At 70.4% G+C, this 17,500-nt stretch carries 12 protein-coding genes (1 of these 12 cut by a window edge); 8 read left to right on the plus strand and 4 right to left on the minus strand.

Annotated features, from left to right (window positions below; genetic code table 11):
- From dnaA to recF, 3 genes are all read left to right on the plus strand, one after another.
- Complete coding sequence (gene dnaA / locus DK412_RS00005) at positions 1-1,494, plus strand: chromosomal replication initiator protein DnaA (protein ID WP_109970267.1); 1,494 nt, start codon at positions 1-3, stop codon at positions 1,492-1,494.
- A gap of 183 nt (positions 1,495-1,677) precedes the next feature.
- On the plus strand, positions 1,678-2,799 hold the full coding sequence (gene dnaN / locus DK412_RS00010) for a DNA polymerase III subunit beta (protein WP_109970268.1): 1,122 nt from the start codon (positions 1,678-1,680) through the stop codon (positions 2,797-2,799).
- Positions 2,800-3,056: 257 nt separating this feature from the next.
- Positions 3,057-4,208, plus strand: a complete 1,152-nt coding sequence (gene recF / locus DK412_RS00015; RefSeq protein ID WP_109970269.1) for a DNA replication/repair protein RecF — start codon at positions 3,057-3,059, stop codon at positions 4,206-4,208.
- Between the two features lie 39 nt (positions 4,209-4,247).
- Here recF and DK412_RS00020 read toward each other — a convergent pair whose 3' ends face one another.
- Together DK412_RS00020 and DK412_RS00025 are read right to left on the minus strand one after the other, a co-directional pair.
- Positions 4,248-4,508, minus strand: a complete 261-nt coding sequence (locus DK412_RS00020) for a helix-turn-helix domain-containing protein (RefSeq protein WP_109970270.1) — start codon at positions 4,506-4,508, stop codon at positions 4,248-4,250.
- 456 nt (positions 4,509-4,964) lie between these two features.
- Complete coding sequence (locus tag DK412_RS00025) at positions 4,965-5,996, minus strand: cysteine synthase A (RefSeq protein ID WP_109970271.1); 1,032 nt, start codon at positions 5,994-5,996, stop codon at positions 4,965-4,967.
- A gap of 503 nt (positions 5,997-6,499) precedes the next feature.
- On the opposite strand from DK412_RS00025, the gene DK412_RS00030 reads away from it, so the two are divergent.
- Entirely contained in the window at positions 6,500-9,994 is a 3,495-nt protein-coding gene (locus DK412_RS00030) for an indolepyruvate ferredoxin oxidoreductase family protein (RefSeq protein ID WP_109970272.1), read from the plus strand.
- Positions 9,995-10,151: 157 nt separating this feature from the next.
- Here DK412_RS00030 and DK412_RS00035 read toward each other — a convergent pair whose 3' ends face one another.
- Positions 10,152-10,778: a TetR/AcrR family transcriptional regulator gene (locus tag DK412_RS00035; RefSeq protein ID WP_109970273.1), complete on the minus strand. Its 627-nt coding sequence runs from the start codon at positions 10,776-10,778 to the stop codon at positions 10,152-10,154.
- Positions 10,779-10,845: 67 nt separating this feature from the next.
- Between DK412_RS00035 and DK412_RS29890 the strand changes: the two genes are divergently transcribed.
- The 4 genes from DK412_RS29890 (at position 10,846) to DK412_RS00055 (ending at position 16,642) form a co-directional block, all read left to right on the plus strand.
- Entirely contained in the window at positions 10,846-11,100 is a 255-nt protein-coding gene (locus DK412_RS29890) for a hypothetical protein (protein WP_162596058.1), read from the plus strand.
- Between the two features lie 198 nt (positions 11,101-11,298).
- Complete coding sequence (locus DK412_RS00045; protein ID WP_109970275.1) at positions 11,299-12,438, plus strand: efflux RND transporter periplasmic adaptor subunit; 1,140 nt, start codon at positions 11,299-11,301, stop codon at positions 12,436-12,438.
- On the plus strand, positions 12,435-13,505 hold the full coding sequence (locus tag DK412_RS00050; protein WP_109970276.1) for an efflux RND transporter periplasmic adaptor subunit: 1,071 nt from the start codon (positions 12,435-12,437) through the stop codon (positions 13,503-13,505). Before DK412_RS00045 ends, DK412_RS00050 begins: the two co-directional genes overlap by 4 nt.
- 65 nt (positions 13,506-13,570) lie before the next feature.
- Entirely contained in the window at positions 13,571-16,642 is a 3,072-nt protein-coding gene (locus tag DK412_RS00055) for an efflux RND transporter permease subunit (protein WP_109970277.1), read from the plus strand.
- Here the strand turns inward: DK412_RS00055 and DK412_RS00060 are convergent.
- Positions 16,633-17,500, minus strand: the 3' portion of a protein-coding gene (locus DK412_RS00060) for a LysR family transcriptional regulator (RefSeq protein ID WP_109970278.1). Its footprint extends 56 nt past the window's final position; the window shows 868 of its 924 coding nt (coding positions 57-924); the start codon falls outside the window, past its right edge; it ends in the stop codon at positions 16,633-16,635. The genes DK412_RS00055 and DK412_RS00060 overlap by 10 nt on opposite strands.

Below are 17,500 nucleotides of genomic sequence, written 5' to 3' on the forward strand. Positions count from 1 at the left end.
ATGCGTGTGGACGGCAGCTTGGCGGAAGGGGTCGGCTCCGGCCGTGGCGGCAACGGCGATGACGGCCGGGGCGAAATCACGGGAGCCTGGCAACGGGTGAAGCGCCGCCTGCGGGCGGAACTCGGCGAGGACGTGTTCGCGAGCTGGTTCGCCCGGCTCGAATTGCAGGAGGTCTCCGGCGGCGTCGCCCGCCTGACGGTGCCGACCCGGTTCCTGAAGAGCTGGATCGAGTCGCACTACCTCGACCGGGTGCTCGCCACCTTCCGCAGCGAGGCCGACGGCATCGAGAGCCTGGAGGTCGGGGTGCGCGGCGCGATGGCGCCCGCCCGTCCCGGCGCCGCGGCGCTGACGAAGCCCGTCCCGAGTCCGCGCCCGGCCGCGAGCCCCACCAGCCCCGCCCCGGAGGCCTCCGAGCCCGAGCGCACCGCCCGCGGAACTGCCCCCGAGGGCGATCTCGGCGGCGCACCCCTCGACGCACGCCTGACCTTCGAGAGCTTCGTGGTCGGCCGCTCGAACGCGCTGGCGCATGCCGCCGCCGAGCGGGTCGCCCGGCACGACGGTGGCCCGGCGCTCTACAACCCGCTCTACTTCCATGCCGGCGTGGGCCTCGGGAAAACACACCTTCTGCACGGCATCGGCCACGCGGTGAAGCAGGCCGGACGGCGGGTGATCTACCTCACCGCCGACCGCTTCATGTACGGCTTCGTCAACGCGCTGAAGACTCAGAGCGCGCTGGCCTTCAAGGAGAAGCTGCGGGCGATCGACGTCCTGATCCTCGACGACGTGCAGTTCATCCAGGGCCGCTCGATCCAGGCCGAGTTCGGCCACACCCTCAACGCCCTCATCGATGCCGGGCGCCAGGTGGTGGTGGCGGCCGACCGGCCGCCGACCGAGCTGGAGGCTCTCGACGAGCGGGTGCGCTCGCGCCTCGCCGGCGGCCTCGTGGTCGAGATCGGCACCCTCGACGAGGCCCTGCGCGCCTCGATCCTGCAATCGCGTCTCGAAGCGGTGCGGGCCTCGCATCCGGCCTTCGAGGTCGGCCCGGCGGTGGCCGAGTACGTCGCCAAGGCCATCACCGCCAACGGCCGCGACCTCGAAGGCGCGGTCAACCGGCTGCTCGCCCACGCGACGCTGACCGGGGCTCCCGTCACCCTCGACACCGCCGAGACGGCGATCCGCGACCTCGTGAAGAACCGCGAGCCGAAGCGGGTCAAGATCGAGGACATCCAGAAGCTGGTGGCGAGCCGCTACAACGTCTCGCGCTCCGACATCCTCTCCGAGCGCCGCACCGCCGCGGTGGTCAAGCCGCGCCAGATCGCCATGTACCTCTCGAAGGTGCTGACCCTGCGCTCCCTGCCGGAGATCGGCCGCCGCTTCGGCGGGCGCGACCACACCACGGTGCTGCACGCGGTGCGCAAGATCGAGAAGGCGATCGGCGAGGACACGGCGCTCTGCGACGAGGTCGAGCTCCTGAAGCGCATGCTCCAGGATTGATCTCGGGGCTCTTCTCCACGGAGTCCTGCACAGGCGGCAGAGGAGCGCGCGACCGCGCCGTCCGCCGCCGGCTTGCCTTCGGGATGCGGCTTCGCCAAAGTTCCGGTCCCGTGCGTGCACGGGGCAACTTTTGCCTTTGCCGGCCTTCGCGGAGGCCGGTCGTACGAGACACGGATCACCCTGATGAAAGTCACCGTCGAGCGCGCGGCCCTCCTTCGGTCGCTCGGCCACGTGCACCGCGTCGTGGAGCGGCGCAACACGATCCCGATCCTGTCGAACGTGCTGCTGCGCTCCGGGCCGGACGGCCTCCAGCTCAAGGCCACCGACCTCGACATCGAGGTGACCGAGACGATCCCCGCCGACGTGGTCGACGGCGGCGCCATCACGGTGCCGGCCCACGTCATCTACGACATCGTGCGCAAGCTGCCCGACGGCGCCCAGGTCTCGCTGGAGACCAGCGGCGAGACCGGCCAGATGCTGATCCGCTCCGGCCGCTCGCGCTTCACCCTCGGCGCCCTGCCCGAGGCCGATTTCCCCGATCTCGCCGCCGGCGAGCTGCCGTACCGCTTCGAGCTGCCGGCCGTCGACCTCAAGCGCCTGATCGACAAGACCCAGTTCGCGATCTCCACCGAGGAGACGCGCTACTACCTCAACGGCATCTTCTTCCACACCATCGAGGCGGAAGGCTCGCTCAAGCTGCGCGCCGTCGCCACCGACGGCCACCGCCTCGCCCGGGTCCAGATGGAGGCGCCGGAGGGCAGCGGCGGCATGCCGGGCATCATCGTGCCGCGCAAGGCCGTGGCCGAGATCCAGAAGCTCGTCGAGGATGGCGGCGAGACCGTCGGCGTCGAGATTTCCTCCGCCAAGGTGCGGTTCAGCTTCTCGTCGGGCGTCACCCTGATCTCGAAGCTCATCGACGGCACCTTCCCGGACTACCAGCGCGTCATCCCGACCGGCAACGACAAGCGCCTGACGGTGGAGCGCGACCAGTTCGCCAAGGCGGTCGACCGCGTCTCGACCATCTCCTCCGAGCGCGGCCGGGCGGTGAAGCTCGCCATGACCGACGGGCGCCTGTCGCTCTCGGTCAACAACCCGGATTCGGGCTCGGCGACCGAGGAGCTCGACGTCGATTACGAATCCGGCCCGCTCGATATCGGCTTCAATGCCCGCTACCTCCTCGACATCACGGCGCAGCTCGACGGCGACACCGCCCTGTTCCGCCTCGCCGATCCGGGCTCGCCGACGGTGATCCAGGACCGCGAGGGCGCGCCGGCGCTCTACGTGCTGATGCCGATGCGGGTGTGAGGGGAGCCCGCTCCTGCAAGTTCCGGGTTTTCGGCAGAGTTATCGTCTCTCCTACCCACAACCTCATCCTGAGGGGTCAATCGATCGACGACCGACTGACCTCGAAGGAGGGCTCCAGAAGCCTCTGCGATCCCTGGATCTCTCCTTCGAGGCCCACTCACGTGGGCACCTCAGGATGAGGTCGCGGTTGGGATGAGGCAGGCCGAAAAGCGCGCACCACCGCCGGCCAGCGCCCCGACCTGTGATATGGCCCGGGGATGACCGAGCCCACCGCCCTGCGCGTCACCCGCCTGATCGCCCGCGACTTCCGCAACCACGCCGACCTCGACCTCGCGGTCGGCCGCCGCTTCGTCGCGCTGGTGGGCGAGAACGGGGCCGGGAAGACCAACATCCTGGAGGCCCTGTCGCTGTTCGCCCCCGGCCGGGGCCTGCGCCGGGCCGATTTTTCCGTGATGGCGCGCGAAGGCGGGGCGGGCGGCTTCGCGGTCTCCCTGACCGTGGAGGGCCCGAGCGGCGACCACCGCATCGGCACCGCCTGGGAGCCGCCGCGGGGGCGCGAGGAGCGCGGCGGCCGGCTCTGCCGCATCGACGGGGCCACCGCCCCCTCCCCCACCGCCTTCGCCGAGCAGGTGCGGGTGGTCTGGCTCACCCCCGACCTCGACGCGCTGTTCCGCGGCCCCGCCGGCGACCGGCGCCGCTTCCTCGACCGGCTGGTGCTCGCCGTCGATGCCGGCCACGGCGCCCGGGTGAGCGCGATGGAGCGGGCGCTGCGCTCGCGCAACCGCCTGCTGGAGGAGCGGCCAGACGACGGCCCGTGGCTCGACGCCGTCGAGCGCGAGGTGGCGGAACTGGCCGTCGCGGTGGCGCTGGCGCGCCGCGAGACGGTGGAGCGCCTCGACAGCCTCATCCTGTCGACCCGCGACGAGGCCTCGCCCTTCCCCTGGGCCGGGGTGCGGCTGGAGGGCGACATCGACGACCTCGTGGCGGTCTGGCCCGCGGTCGATGCGGAGGACCGCTACCGCGCGACCCTGCGCCAGAACCGGTTTCGCGACCGCGCCGCCGGCCGGACGCTCGCCGGCCCCCAGGCCTCCGACCTCGTGGTGCGCCACGGCCCGAAGGACGTGCCCGCCGCCACCGCCTCGACCGGCGAGCAGAAGGCGCTGCTGATCGGCCTGGTGCTGGCCCATGCCCGCCTCGTCACCGGGATGAGCGGGCTCAGCCCCCTGGTGCTTCTCGACGAGGTCGCGGCCCATCTCGATCCCCGCCGCCGCGCCGGCCTGTTCGACGCATTGGAAGCTCTGCCGGGCCAGGTCTGGATGACCGGGGCCGACCCGGTCCTGTTCGGCGAGCTGGGCGAGCGGGCCGACCTCGTGCAGGTGGCGGACGGGAGCGTGCACGGCGCGGCCTGAGACGGGACGGCCGGCCGCGCGAACGCCGAGGAAGCCCCGTCAGGCCCCCAGCTCGGCCGGCGCCGTGAGCAAACCGGCCTCTTCCGGCGAGTAATCCCCCTCCGGCCAGTCGGACCAGACGACGTCGCGGTAGATCGGCAGGCAGACGCCGATCCTCCTGTACTCCGCGATCCGGTTGCGCACCGTGCGGACCGAGATGCCGAGCATCTTGGCGGCGTGGGTCCGGTTGCCGCGGCAACGGATGAGGGTCTCGATGACGAGCTTGCGCTCGGCCTCCGCGAGTGTGGTCGCTGGCGCCATGCTGCTGTTCCTCCTGGTGACGAGGGCCCCCGGGCGTGTTTGTTCTTGCGACAGGGGAAAAGCTGGACAACCATGGTTAACAAGTGGTTAACGAGGCGATCGACAGGGTCGCGGACGGGCCTGTGCTTGGCTCATCCCATGAAAATGGGCAGGCAATACAGTTCCAGCGCGATGGATGAATTGGAGTTGTCGGGAGGACGAACGGCCTCCCGGCCCGGCATTCGACGGCGGCCGGTTGGCGTTATGGAATGCTGTTCGGCCGGGCGCCCAGGATCAGGCGGGCTCAAACCCGGCCGTCATCGCCGGGCCGGATCGCCGAAACCGCGACGCGGCCCGGCGACGAAAGTCGATCCGGCGCGGAGGGACGACGACGGCGCCCGCTCCGGGCCGTCTCACCTCGGTCACACCGGCCGGGAATCTTGGCCGTGACGGGCCGGAAAAATTTTCGTGATGCGCTCAGGCCACGAGTCCCGGATCGATCGTCCGCGGGCTCGCGAGCCAGTGCGGCACCGGCAGGTCGCGGGCGCGCAGGAAGCCCGGGTCGAACAGCTTCGAGGCGTAGCGGGTGCCGTAATCGCACAGGATCGTCACGATCGTGTGGCTGGGGCCGAGATGGCGGGCGAGGCGGATCGCCCCCGCCACGTTGATGCCCGACGAGCCGCCGAGGCACAGCCCCTCCTCCTCCAGGAGGCCGAAGACCAGCGGCAGCGCCTCCGTATCGGGAATCGCGTAGGACACGTCAGGCCGGAAGCCGTCGAGGTTGCCGGTGATGCGGCCCTGGCCGATGCCTTCGGTGATCGAGGTCCCCGACGCCTTCAGCTCGCCGGTGGCGTAGAAGGGATGGAGCGCCGAGCCGTCGGGATCGGCGAGCCCGATCGTCACGTCCGGGTTGCGGGCGCGCAAAGCCGCCGCGGTGCCGGCGAGCGTGCCGCCGGTACCGGCGGCGCAGATGAAGCCGTCGACCTGTCCGCCGGTCGCCTCCCAGATCTCCGGGCCGGTCGTCGCGATATGGGCCTCGCGGTTGGCGAGATTGTCGAACTGGTCGGCGAAGAAGGCGCCGCCGGGCTCGGTCGTGGCGAGGCGCGCGGCGAGGCGGCCGGCGACCTTCACGTAGTTGTTGGGGTTGGAAAACGGCACCGCCGGCACCTCGACGAGGTCGGCCCCGGCCAGCCGCAGGGCCTGCTTCTTCTCCGCCGACTGGGTCTCCGGGATCACGATCACGGTGCGGTAGCCCCGCGCCGCGCCGACGAGGGCGAGCCCAATGCCGGTATTGCCCGCCGTGCCCTCGACGATGGTGCCGCCGGGCCGCAGGGTGCCGGCGCGCTCGGCGGCCTCGACCATGAACAGGGCGGCGCGGTCCTTGACCGACTGGCCCGGATTCATGAACTCGGCCTTGCCCAGGATGGTGCAGCCGGTCTCCTCCGAGGCGCGCTTGAGGCGGATCAAGGGCGTGCCGCCGATCGCGGCGAGGATGTCGGGGCGGATCATCGCGGGGGCTTCCGGTCTGGCGCGGGCGGGATGCCCGCCGGGGTGAGCGGTGATGCCGCGAAAGCGGGAGGCCGGCAAGGCACCTGAGACGTCGAAGGCAGGCTTGCGGTGCGTCGTCGGCCACCCCCTTTCCCGGACGACTGCAGCGTCAGCGGAAGGAGATCCGGGATCCAGCACAGAAAGTGCCGCGAAGCGGCTCTATCTTTTCAACGTCGCAGACAAGCGGACGCTTCGCGAGTTTTTGTGCTGGATCCCGGATCTCCCTCCGCTTCGCTCCAGTCGTCCGGGAAAGGGGAGATTTCTGGAGAGACCGTCCGGGAGCAAATTGACGTCCAACGTGCGACTCTGACCAAGCTGTACCGCGACGAATCCACGACAGCCTGGAATGCCTCCAGGCCGCGTTGACGGGGCCGGCCGGAAATGTCAGCATTCCTGACTTAATCAGCGTGGTCCCGAGAGGCTGGAGGAACCGGCCCCCACCGCGCGAGGAGGAGGAACACGCGATGGGCTCGCCCGCGACCACCCCGTCCCTTCGGTCGGTCAGCCTCGACGACAAGTACGACCTCTCCCGCGATCAGGTCTTCGTCACCGGCACGCAAGCCGTGATCCGGATGCTCTTGATGCAGCAGGCCCGTGACCGGGCGGCGGGGCTCAACACCGCGGGCTTCGTCTCCGGCTATCGCGGCTCGCCGATCGGCGGGCTCGACCAGAACCTGGTGCGGGCGAAGAAGGTCCTGGACCAGGCCGGCATCGTCTTTCAGCCCGGCCTCAACGAGGAACTGGCCGCGACCGCGATCTGGGGCGCGCAGCAGGCCGAGATGCGGGGCGAGGGCCGCTACGACGGCGTGTTCGGCCTCTGGTACGGCAAGGGCCCCGGCGTCGACCGCTCCGGCGACGTGTTTCGCCACGCCAACATGGCCGGCACCGCGCGCCACGGCGGCGTGCTGGCGCTGATGGGCGACGACCACACGGCGGAATCCTCCACCGTCGCGCACCAGTCCGAGTTCCACTTCGTCGACGTCATGTCGCCGATCCTGAACCCGGCGGGCGTGCAGGAGATCCTGGATTACGGCCTCTACGGCTACGCGATGAGCCGCTATTGCGGCACCTGGGTCGCCTTCAAGTGCGTGAAGGAGAACATCGAGTCGACCGCGAGCGTGGACGCCCGCCTCGACCGGGTGAAGATTCTTTTGCCCGACGATTTCCTGATGCCGCCGGGCGGGCTCAACATCCGCACGCCGGACGGCATCCTGGAGCAGGAGGCCCGCCTCCAGGACTTCAAGCGCGACGCGATGATGGCCTTCGTGCGCGCCAACAATCTCAACCGCATCGTGCTCTCGGGCGGGCGCCAGCCGAAGGTCGGCATCATCACCGTTGGCAAGTCCTATCTCGACGTGCGCCAGGCGATGGACGATCTCGGCCTCGACGAGGTCAAGGCCAACGACATGGGCCTGCGCCTCTACAAGGTCGCGTGCCCGTGGCCCTTGTCGCGCCGGGAACTGGCCGACTTCGCGGACGGCCTCGACCTCGTGATGGTGGTGGAGGAGAAGCGCTCGCTGATCGAGGTGCAGCTGCGCGAGGAGCTGTACGGATCGCGCCACCAGCCGGTCTGCATCGGCAAGCGCGACGAGGCGGGGAACTGGCTCTTCCCCGTGAAGGGGGCGCTCGACCCCAACGACATCGCGGTGGCGCTCGGCGAGCGCCTGCTGCGCTACCACCGCAACGACGACCTCGCGGGGCGCGTCGCGCGGCTGAAAGGCGCGCAGGAGCGGCTGGCCGCCACCGCCGACATCGCGGCGCGGATCCCGCATTTCTGCGCCGGCTGCCCGCACAATTCCTCGACCAAGGTGCCGGAGGGCATGCGCGCCTATGCGGGCATCGGCTGCCACTACATGGCGCAGTGGATGGACCGCAGCACCGACGGCTTCACCCAGATGGGCGGCGAGGGCGCGAACTGGATCGGCGAACATGCCTTCTCCAAGCGCGGCCACGTCTTCCAGAATCTCGGCGACGGCACCTACAACCACTCGGGCTCGCTGGCGCTCCGCTGGGCGGTCGATACCGGCACCACCATCACCTACAAGATCCTGTTCAACGACGCCGTCGCGATGACCGGCGGCCAGCCGCACGAGGGCGGGCTCACCGTCGACCGCATCGCCGCCCAGGTTCGGGCGGAGGGCGTCGAGCGCATCGCCCTCGTCACCGACGAGCCGGACAAGTACCCCTCGACAATTCAATGGCCGCACGGGTTATCGATCCACCACCGCGATGAACTCGACGCGGTGCAGCGGGAGCTGGCCGAGGTGCCGGGCGTCTCGGTGATGATCTACGACCAGACCTGCGCCTCCGAGAAGCGCCGCCGGCGCAAGCGCAACGCGTTCCCCGACCCCGACAAAAGGGTGATCATCAACGAGCTGGTCTGCGAGGGCTGCGGCGATTGCTCGGTGCAGTCGAACTGCGTCGCGGTGCAGCCGGTCGAGACCGAGTTCGGCCGCAAGCGCCGCATCGACCAGTCGGGCTGCAACAAGGACTTTTCCTGCGTGAAGGGTTTTTGCCCGTCCTTCGTGACGGTGCACGGCGCGAAACCCCGCAGCAGACCGGTCGGAATCCCGATTGCTGCCAGCGACGCGGCACCGGATGCCGGTCTGCCCGAGCCGACGATCCCGGAGATCGCCGGCACCTACAACCTGATCGTCACCGGCGTCGGCGGCACCGGCGTGGTGACGATCGGGGCGATCCTCGGCATGGCGGCGCATCTCGAGGGCAAGGGCCTCGGGATGATCGACATGGCCGGCCTCGCCCAGAAGGGCGGCGCGGTGTTCAGCCACGTGCGGCTGGCGAACCGCCAGGAGGACATCCACGCCATCCGGGTCGGAGCGGGCGCCGCCGATCTGGTGCTGGGCTGCGACCTCGTGGTCAGCGGCAACCGCAAGGTGCTGTCGGCGATCGCGAAGGGCCGCACTCACCTCGTCGTCAATACCGCCGAGGTGATGCCGGGCGAGTTCACCCGCCGGCCCGACTTCTCCCTGCCGGCGGAGCGGATCAAGCGGGCGATCCGCGAGGCCGCGGGCGCGGAGCACGCCGACTTCACCGACGCCACGAGCCTCGCGGTCTCGGTGCTCGGCAATGCGCTCGCCGCCAACATGTTCATGCTGGGCTATGCCTGGCAGCGCGGGCGGGTGCCGCTCTCGCGAGAAGCCCTCCTCAAGGCGATCGAGCTCAACCGCGAGGCGGTGGCGATGAACGTCGCGGCCTTCGCCTGGGGCCGTCGCGCCGCAGCTTCCCCCGAGACGATGCGGGCGGTCGAGGCCCCGGCCCCGGATCTGGCGCCGGATCTCGACGGGGTGATCGCCAAGCGCATCGCCTTCCTCACCGCCTACCAGGACGCCGCCTACGCCGCGCGCTACGAGAGGGCCGTCGCCGCCCTGCGGGCGCGGGAGGCGGCGATCATCCCCGGCCAGTCGGCCCTCACCGATGCCGCCGCCCGTTCGCTGTTCCGGCTGATGGCCTACAAGGACGAGTACGAGGTCGCCCGGCTCTACACCGACGGCACGTTCCAGGCGCAGGTCGCGCGCACCTTCGAGGGCGAGAATCTCCGCTACGAGTTTCATCTCGCGCCGCCGCTGCTCGCCCGCCGCGACCCGGCGACCGGCCGACCGCGCAAGATGACCTTCGGGCCGTGGATGATGAAGGCGTTCGGCGTCCTCGCCCGGATGAAGGCCTTGCGCGGCACCGCCCTCGACCCGTTCGGCTACACGCAGGAGCGGCGCGAGGAGCGGCGCCTGGTGCAGGACTTCGAGGCCCGGATGGCCGAGATCGCCCGGGATCTCACGCCGGCGAACCACGCCGCGGCGGTCGGCCTCGCCGGCCTGCCTCAGCGCATCCGCGGCTACGGCCCGGTGAAAGCGAAGAACCTGGCGACGGTGCAGGCGGAGGAAGCGGCGTTGCTCGCGCGGTTCCGCGATCCGGAGGCGGTGATGGCGACGGCGGCGGAGTGAGGGGCGCCGCCTGTCCCGCTCACTGAAGGTCTGAAGAGTCAGAGAAGAGGCGCAGGTCCCCCCTCTCCCGTATGGGAGAGGGGGGACCGCGCCTGATCCTGAAAAAGCATCCCGCGGAAAGGTCTGCGCTCGCAAACCGGAACCGGGGCTCCCCCGCTCACCCCTCCCCCCGCGCCAGCCCCCGCTCCATCAGGTCCAGGTGCCCGGCCAGATACGCCGCACCGTCGAGCGCATGGTCGTCGCCGAACATCAGCCGCCAGGTGCAGGCCATGATGACCGGGGCGAAGAGCAGGTGGGGAAACTCCTCGGCCGCCGTGGGGCGGAACTCGCCTCGCTCGATTCCGTAGCGCACCACGCGGCGCAGGTTGTCCACCGCCGGGCCAATCACCTCGGCGCGCCAGCGGTCGGCGAGGTCGGGGAAGCGGCTCACCTCGGCAAGCAGCATCCGCATGATCTCGCGAGCGCGCCGGTCCTCGACCATGTGCGTGTAGACGAAGGCGAAATGGGTGCGCAGGATCGCCATCGCGGAGCCCTGCGGGGCGGCGGCGAGAGCGACCAGGTTCTCCTGCACCGGCCGGTTCATCTCGCGGACGGTCGCCAGGAACAGGTCCTCCTTGCTCGGGAAGTACAGGTAGATCGTGCCCTTGGTGATGCCGGCGCGGGCCGCCACGTCGTCGAGCTTGGTCGCGGCGAAGCCGGCGCGAGCGAATTCCTCGAACGCCGCCTCCACGATCTCGCCGGGCCGCTCCTCCTTGCGCCGCCGGCGCTGTCCTGCCACTGCCATCTCGCACCTTATTGACTGCCTGGTCAGTTATTAGTACGAAGCAGGCGTCGCCTTCAAGGAGCGCGCCATGGCCCGCACGGTGATGTGCCTGTCCCACCAAACCGCGCCGCGCCGGCCGGGGTTCACCCGCCTGCCGAACGGCCTCGCCCTGCACGCGCCGCCGGTGGAGACCGCCCGCCCGCTGCTGCCGCGGCAGGTGCCGCTCTCCGCGATCGCGCTCCTGCTCTTCGCGCTCGCCGGCTGGGCCGGCCTGCTGGCCTGGACCCGGCCTGAGCCGGCAGCGTCCTGCGCCACCTGCCTCGCCGCGCCCGGCCAGCTCTGACACGACACCCCTTTCCCGGTTCGCCCCGGCACATCGCCGGAGCGCCCTCACAGATGCGGGGTGCTCTCCCAAGGAGAACGCCCGCATCTGGAAGGAGCGGCCGCATCCGCCCCCTCGCGGCCGCTCCTTCACGTTGTTTCCGCTCATCCTCCCCCTACGTTACCGTGGCTGCAGGCCCGATCGGTGCGCACGACCCTTATGAGACCTTTCCCTGTTCCACGGGGCGCCGCCTGCCTGGCCGCCCTGCTCCTCGCGAGCCCGGCGCTCGCCGAGGCGCCCTTTCCGGCCAAGGACGAGGCGCCGAGAGACGGCGCGCAAGGTTCTTCCCTGGCCAAAGATACCTCCCTGGCCCAGGTCCGGGTGGTCACCGCCGCGCTCGTGCCGGTCGCCGAGCAGGTCGTGCTGACCGGCGACATCCAGGCCAAGTTCCTGAGCAACATCGCCTTCCGGGTCAGCGGCAAGATCCAGGAGCGCCTGGTCGAGGTCGGCGAGCACGTCACCGCCGACCAGGTGCTGGCCCGGCTCGAGCCGCAGGAGCAGCAGGTCAACGTCGACACCGCGCAGGCCGCCCTCGCCTCGGCCGAGGCCCTGCTGACCCAGGCGAAGGTGAGCTTCGAGCGCCAGCAATCGCTGATGCGCAGCGGCTACACCACCCGCACCGCCTACGACCAGGCCGAGCAGACCCTGCGCACCACCCAGGCCTCGGTCGAATCGGCCAAGGCGGCCCTGGGCAATGCCCGCGAGCAATTCTCCTACACCGAGCTGAAGACCGGGGTCGCCGGCATCATCACGGCGCGCAACGCCGAGGCCGGCCAGGTCGTGCAATCGGGCCAGACCGTGTTCAGCCTGGCCCAGGACGGGCCGCGGGACGCGGTGTTCATCGTCTCCGAGACGCTGCTCGCCGAGCCGCCGGAGAGCAAGACCGTCGAGATCATCCTCCTGTCCGATCCGCGGGTGCGCACCACCGGTACCGTCCGGGAGATCTCGCCGGCGGTCGATCCGTCCTCCGGCGGCGTGCGGGTGAAGATCGGGCTCTCCAAGGTGCCGCCGGAGATGTCGCTCGGCGCCACGGTGGCGGGCCTCGGCCGCTTCCGGGCCAAGCCCTCGGTGAGCCTGCCCTGGAGCGCGCTGTTTCGCTGGCAGGACAAGCCGGCGGTCTGGGTGCTCGATCCGGGACGCGGCACCGTGGCGCCCAAGACCGTCGCGATCGAGCGCTATGCCGGCTCGGCCATCGTGCTGGCGGACGGCGTCGCGCCGGGCGAGCGGGTGGTGGTGGCCGGCATCCAGCTCCTGCGCCCCGGCCAGAAGGTGGCTGTGGTCGGGGGGGACGCCCAATGAAGCATGGTCCCGCCCTCGTCGTCCTCGTCGCCCTGGCGGGCTGCCAGGCAAAGGAGGCCGAGGCGCCGGCCCCGGTGCGCCCGGTCCTCACCACCAAGGTCGAGATCCGCACCGCCGAGACCTTCGGCCCCTTCGCCGGCACGGTCGAGCCGCGCTACCAGACGCAGGCCGGCTTCCGGGTGCCGGGCCGGATGGTCGCCCGCGACGTCTATGTCGGCGACCTCGTGCCGAAGGGCGCGCGGCTGGCCGCCCTCGATCCTACGGTGCTGCAATTCGCCGTCACCCGGGCGCGGGCCGACGTCACCGACGCCGAGGCGCAGCTCGCCAATACCAGCGCCGTCGAGGCGCGCCAGCGCACCCTGTTCGAGGGCGGCAACGTCACGCAAGCCGCCCTCGACAGCGCGGTGGCGGGCCGCGACACCGCGGCGGCGCGCCTGGCCCAAGCCAAGGCCGCCTTGCAGAAGGCGACCGACGAACTCGGCTACGCCACCTTGAAGGCCGATGTCGACGGGGTGGTGACGGCCTGGAACGCCGAGATCGGCCAGGTGGTGAGCGCCGGCCAGGCCGTGGTGACCCTCGCCCGGCCCGACATCCGCGAGGCCGTGGTCGACATCCCGGACGGGCTGATGGCCGGCATCAAGGCCGGCACCGCCTTCACCGTGACGCTGCAGGCCGCCCCGAGCATCACCACCACCGGCAAAGTGCGCGAGATCGGGCCGCTCGCCGACCCGGCGACCCGCACCCGCCGGGTGCGCATGACGCTCGTCGACCTGCCCGAAGCCTTCCGGCTCGGCACCACCATCACGGTCGCGCTCGAGCGGCCCACGCGACCGCGCATCACCCTGCCGGCGACCGCTCTGCTCGAGGCCGAGAACCGCACCAGCGTCTGGGTGGTCGCGCCAGACGGCAAGACGGTCTCGCGCCGCGACGTCGCGGTGGTCGCGCGCGACGACGACGCGGTGACGCTCACTGAGGGGCTCAAGGCCGGCGAGACCGTGGTGACGGCCGGCGTCCACAGCCTCAAGGACGGCCAGGCGGTGCGCCTCGCGGCCTCCGGTCTGCTCTGAAATCTCCGACGCGCGGCCCGACGCGGCCCGCCGATCCACCCCGTTCCAGCGCGAGGCCGCGCCCGATGAAGTCGTTCAACCTCTCCGAATGGGCGCTGTCGCACCGCTCCTTCGTCTGGTTCCTGATGATCGTGGCGATCGTCGCCGGCGCGATGTCCTACCGCAAGCTCGGCCGCGAGGAGGACCCGGCCTTCGCGATCAAGACCATGGTGGTGCAGGCGAGCTGGCCCGGCGCCACCATCGCCGACACCCTCGACCAGGTCACCGACCGGATCGAGAAGGAGCTGCAGCAGATCAACGCGGTCGACTACACGAGAAGCTACACCACGCCCGGCCAGGCGACGGTGTTCGTCAACCTGCGCGAGACGACGCCGCCGAAGACGATTCCGTGGTTGTTCTACCAGGTGCGAAAGCGGCTCGGCGACATCAAGGGCACGTTCCCGCAAGGCATGCAGGGCCCGTTCTTCAACGACGAGTTCGGCGACGTGTTCGGCAACGTCTACGCCTTCACGGCCGACGGCCTGTCGATGCGCCAGCTGCGCGACTACGTCGAGACGGTCCGCACCCGCATCATCAAGGTGCCGAGCATTGGCAAGACCCAGATCATCGGTGCTCAGGACGAGGTGATCTCCCTCGATTTCTCGACCCGCAAGCTCGCCGGCCTCGGCGTCGACACGCAGTCACTGATCAAGAGCCTGCAGGCGCAGAACGCGGTGGCGCCGTCCGGCGTGATCCAGGCCGGGCCGGAGCGGGTCTCGGTTCGCGTCGGCGGCCAGTTCACCGACGAGAACAGCCTGAAGGCCATCAACCTGCGGGTCAACGACCGCTTCTTCCGCCTCTCGGACGTCGCCGAGATCGAGCGCGGCTACGCCGACCCGCCCAAGTCGCTCTTCCGCTACAACGGCAAGCCGGCGATCGGGCTCGCCATCGCCATGCAGCAGAGCGGCAACCTGCTCGAATTCGGCGAGGCCCTGAAGACGCGGATGCGTCAGGTCGAGGCCGACTTGCCGGTGGGCGTCGGCATCCACCTCGTCTCGGACCAGCCGCGCATCGTCGAGGAGGCGGTCGGCGGCTTCACCAAGGCCCTCGTCGAGGCGGTGGTGATCGTGCTCGTCGTCTCGTTCCTGAGCCTCGGGGTGCGGGCCGGCCTCGTCGTCTCGTTCTCGATCCCGCTCGTGCTCGCCATCGTCTTCGTCGTCATGGACGTGATGGGGGTCACGCTGCAGCGCATCTCGCTCGGGGCGCTGATCATCGCGCTCGGCCTCCTCGTCGACGACGCGATGATCACCGTCGAGATGATGGTGGCGCGGCTGGAGGCCGGCGACAGCCTGCACAAGGCCGCGACCTTCGCCTACACCTCGACCGCCTTCCCGATGCTCACCGGCACGCTCGTCACCGTCGCGGGCTTCCTGCCGATCGGCTTCAACGGCTCGGCGGCGGGCGAGTACACCTACTCGCTGTTCGTGGTGATCGCAGCCTCGCTGCTGGTCTCCTGGGTCGTGGCGGTCTTGTTCGCGCCCCTGATCGGCGTGAAGATCCTGCCGAAGACCATGAAAGGCCACCACGACAAGCCGAGCCGCCTGCTCGCCGCCTTCCGGGCCCTGCTGCTGCCGGCGATGCGCTTCCGCTGGATCACCGTGGCCGTCTGCATCGGCATGCTGGCGCTCGCGATCGTCGGCATGGGCCACGTGCAGCAGCAGTTCTTCCCCTCCTCCGACCGGCCCGAGGTGCTGGTCGACCTGACCCTGCCGCAGAATGCCAGCATCAGTGAGACGAAGGCGCAGATGGACACGTTCGAGGCCGCCCTGAAGGGCGACCCCGAGATCAAGCGCTGGAGCTCCTATGTCGGCGAGGGCGCGATCCGCTTCTACCTGCCCCTCGATCAGCAGCTCCAGAACGCGTTCTTCGGTCAGATCGTGATCGAGACCGTGTCGCTGGAGGCCCGCGACCGGACCATGGCGCGGCTGAACGAGCTGGCCCGGCGCGACTTCGTCGGCACCGACGTGTTCGTCCATCCCCTCGACCTCGGCCCCCCGGTCGGCCGGCCGATCCAGTACCGGATCAGCGGCCCCGACCTGCAGGTGGTGCGGGCGCAAGCCCTCAAGCTCGCCAACGTGGTGGCGCAGAACCCGCATGTCGGCCTGCCGACCTTCGACTGGAACGAGCCCGGCAAGGTGCTGCTGGTCGAGATCCTGCAGGACAAGGCGCGCCAGCTCGGCGTGACCTCGCAGGACATCGCCGGCATCCTCAACGGGGTGGTCGGCGGCACGACGATCACCCAGGTCCGCGACGCGATCTACCTCGTGGACGTGATCGGCCGGGCGCAGGGTCCGGAGCGCCGCTCGGTCGACACGCTCCAGAGCCTGCAGGTGCCGACCGCGGGCGGCGCGACCGTGCCGCTCCTCGCCTTCGCGAAGATCCACTACGACCTCGAACAGCCGATCGTCTGGCGCCGCGACCGGATGCCGACCATCACGGTGCGCGCCGCCATCACCGACGCGACCCAGCCGCCGACGGTCGTCTCGGCCCTCGAACCGGCCATGGCGCAGTTCCGCTCGGAGCTTCCCGCCGGCTACGACCTCGCGACCGGTGGCGCGGTGGAGGAGAGCGCCAAGGGCCAGGGCCCGATCGCCGCGGTGGTGCCGGTGATGCTGCTGGTGATGGCGTTCTTCCTGATGGTGCAGCTCCAGAGCCTCCAGAAGCTCTTCCTCGTGTCGAGCGTCGCGCCGCTCGGTCTGATCGGCGTCGTCGCGGCCCTGCTGCCGTCGGGCGCACCGATGGGCTTCGTGGCGATCCTCGGCATCCTGGCGCTGATCGGCATCATCATCCGCAACGCCGTGATCCTCGTCACCCAGATCGACGAGTTCGAGGCCGAGGGGATGAGCCCGTGGGACGCGGTGGTGGAAGCGACCTGCCACCGTATGCGCCCGATCCTGCTCACCGCCGCGGCCGCGAGCCTCGGCATGGTGCCGATCGCCCGCGAGGTGTTTTGGGGACCGATGGCCTACGCGATGATCGGCGGCATCATCGCGGCGACCTTCCTGACGCTGTTCTTCCTCCCGGCGCTCTATGTCGGCTGGTACCGGATCCGGCCGCAGAAGAAGGCTGAAACCTCGGCGCCCGTCACTCACGCCTGACGCGCGAGATCGAGAAACAGCGCCGCGGCGCGCGACGGGCTCCGGGTGGATGGCGCCCGAAGCCCGAAACGCCGCGAGATGGCCGGCGCCAAGGCCACGGCCCTCAGCCCCTTCCGGCTCTCGGGCAGCGTCGATTCCGGGACGATGCTGACGCCGGCCCCCTCCCGCACCAGCGCGATGGCACTGGCCCAGTCGCGGACCTCGATGCGGATATCGGCGAGCGACAGGCCGGCGGCGCGCATCAGCGCGCCGGCATGGAGGTGGCATCCTCCGGTCGCGAGCACGAACGGCTCGGAGGCAAGGCGATCGAACGTCACCTCACGGTGCCGCGCGAGCGGGTGAGCGGCAGGCAGCAGCGCGATCCAGGCATCCTGCCCGAGCAGGATCGCGTCGCTGTCGGCTGCCGGGTTGAGAACGACACCAAGATCGACCGACCCTTCGGCCAACCACGTTTCCACCTCGCGATCGTCGGTTTCGAGCGCCACCAGCGCGATCTCGGGGTAGCGTGACCGGAACCGCCGCAGGAGCGGCGGCAGAACCGTCGCGAAGACGCTGGGGAATGCGGCGAGGCGCAGCGATCCGGTCTCGTCGCCGCCCGACGCGCGCGCCTCCCGGCGGATCGCGTCCAGGTGGCTCGCGACGGCCTTGGCATGATGCAGCACACGCTCGCCCAAGGCCGTGAGCGCAACACCGTGCCGCTGGCGCACCAGCAGCTTGGCGCCGAGAGATTCCTCGAGGGCTGCGAGCGCCTGGCTCATGCCGGATTGCGTGATGCCGGTGGTCTCGACGGCAGCGGAGACGCTGCCGGCCTCGGCCACGGCGATCAGGATGCGAAGCTGCGACAGGTTCATAGTAGAC

Origin of the sequence: Methylobacterium sp. 17Sr1-1 (assembly GCF_003173775.1) — a bacterium.
GTDB lineage: Bacteria > Pseudomonadota > Alphaproteobacteria > Rhizobiales > Beijerinckiaceae > Methylobacterium.

Excerpts from the sequence above, each read along its gene's own strand:
- dnaA (WP_109970267.1), top strand. The coding sequence starts at position 1 with ATGCGTGTGGACGGCAGCTTGGCGGAAGGGGTCGGCTCCGGCCGTGGC.
- dnaN (WP_109970268.1), top strand. The coding sequence starts at position 1,678 with ATGAAAGTCACCGTCGAGCGCGCGGCCCTCCTTCGGTCGCTCGGCCAC.
- recF (WP_109970269.1), top strand. The coding sequence starts at position 3,057 with ATGACCGAGCCCACCGCCCTGCGCGTCACCCGCCTGATCGCCCGCGAC.
- DK412_RS00020 (WP_109970270.1), bottom strand. The coding sequence starts at position 4,508 with ATGGCGCCAGCGACCACACTCGCGGAGGCCGAGCGCAAGCTCGTCATC.
- DK412_RS00025 (WP_109970271.1), bottom strand. The coding sequence starts at position 5,996 with ATGATCCGCCCCGACATCCTCGCCGCGATCGGCGGCACGCCCTTGATC.
- DK412_RS00030 (WP_109970272.1), top strand. The coding sequence starts at position 6,500 with ATGGGCTCGCCCGCGACCACCCCGTCCCTTCGGTCGGTCAGCCTCGAC.
- DK412_RS00035 (WP_109970273.1), bottom strand. The coding sequence starts at position 10,778 with ATGGCAGTGGCAGGACAGCGCCGGCGGCGCAAGGAGGAGCGGCCCGGC.
- DK412_RS29890 (WP_162596058.1), top strand. The coding sequence starts at position 10,846 with ATGGCCCGCACGGTGATGTGCCTGTCCCACCAAACCGCGCCGCGCCGG.
- DK412_RS00045 (WP_109970275.1), top strand. The coding sequence starts at position 11,299 with ATGAGACCTTTCCCTGTTCCACGGGGCGCCGCCTGCCTGGCCGCCCTG.
- DK412_RS00050 (WP_109970276.1), top strand. The coding sequence starts at position 12,435 with ATGAAGCATGGTCCCGCCCTCGTCGTCCTCGTCGCCCTGGCGGGCTGC.
- DK412_RS00055 (WP_109970277.1), top strand. The coding sequence starts at position 13,571 with ATGAAGTCGTTCAACCTCTCCGAATGGGCGCTGTCGCACCGCTCCTTC.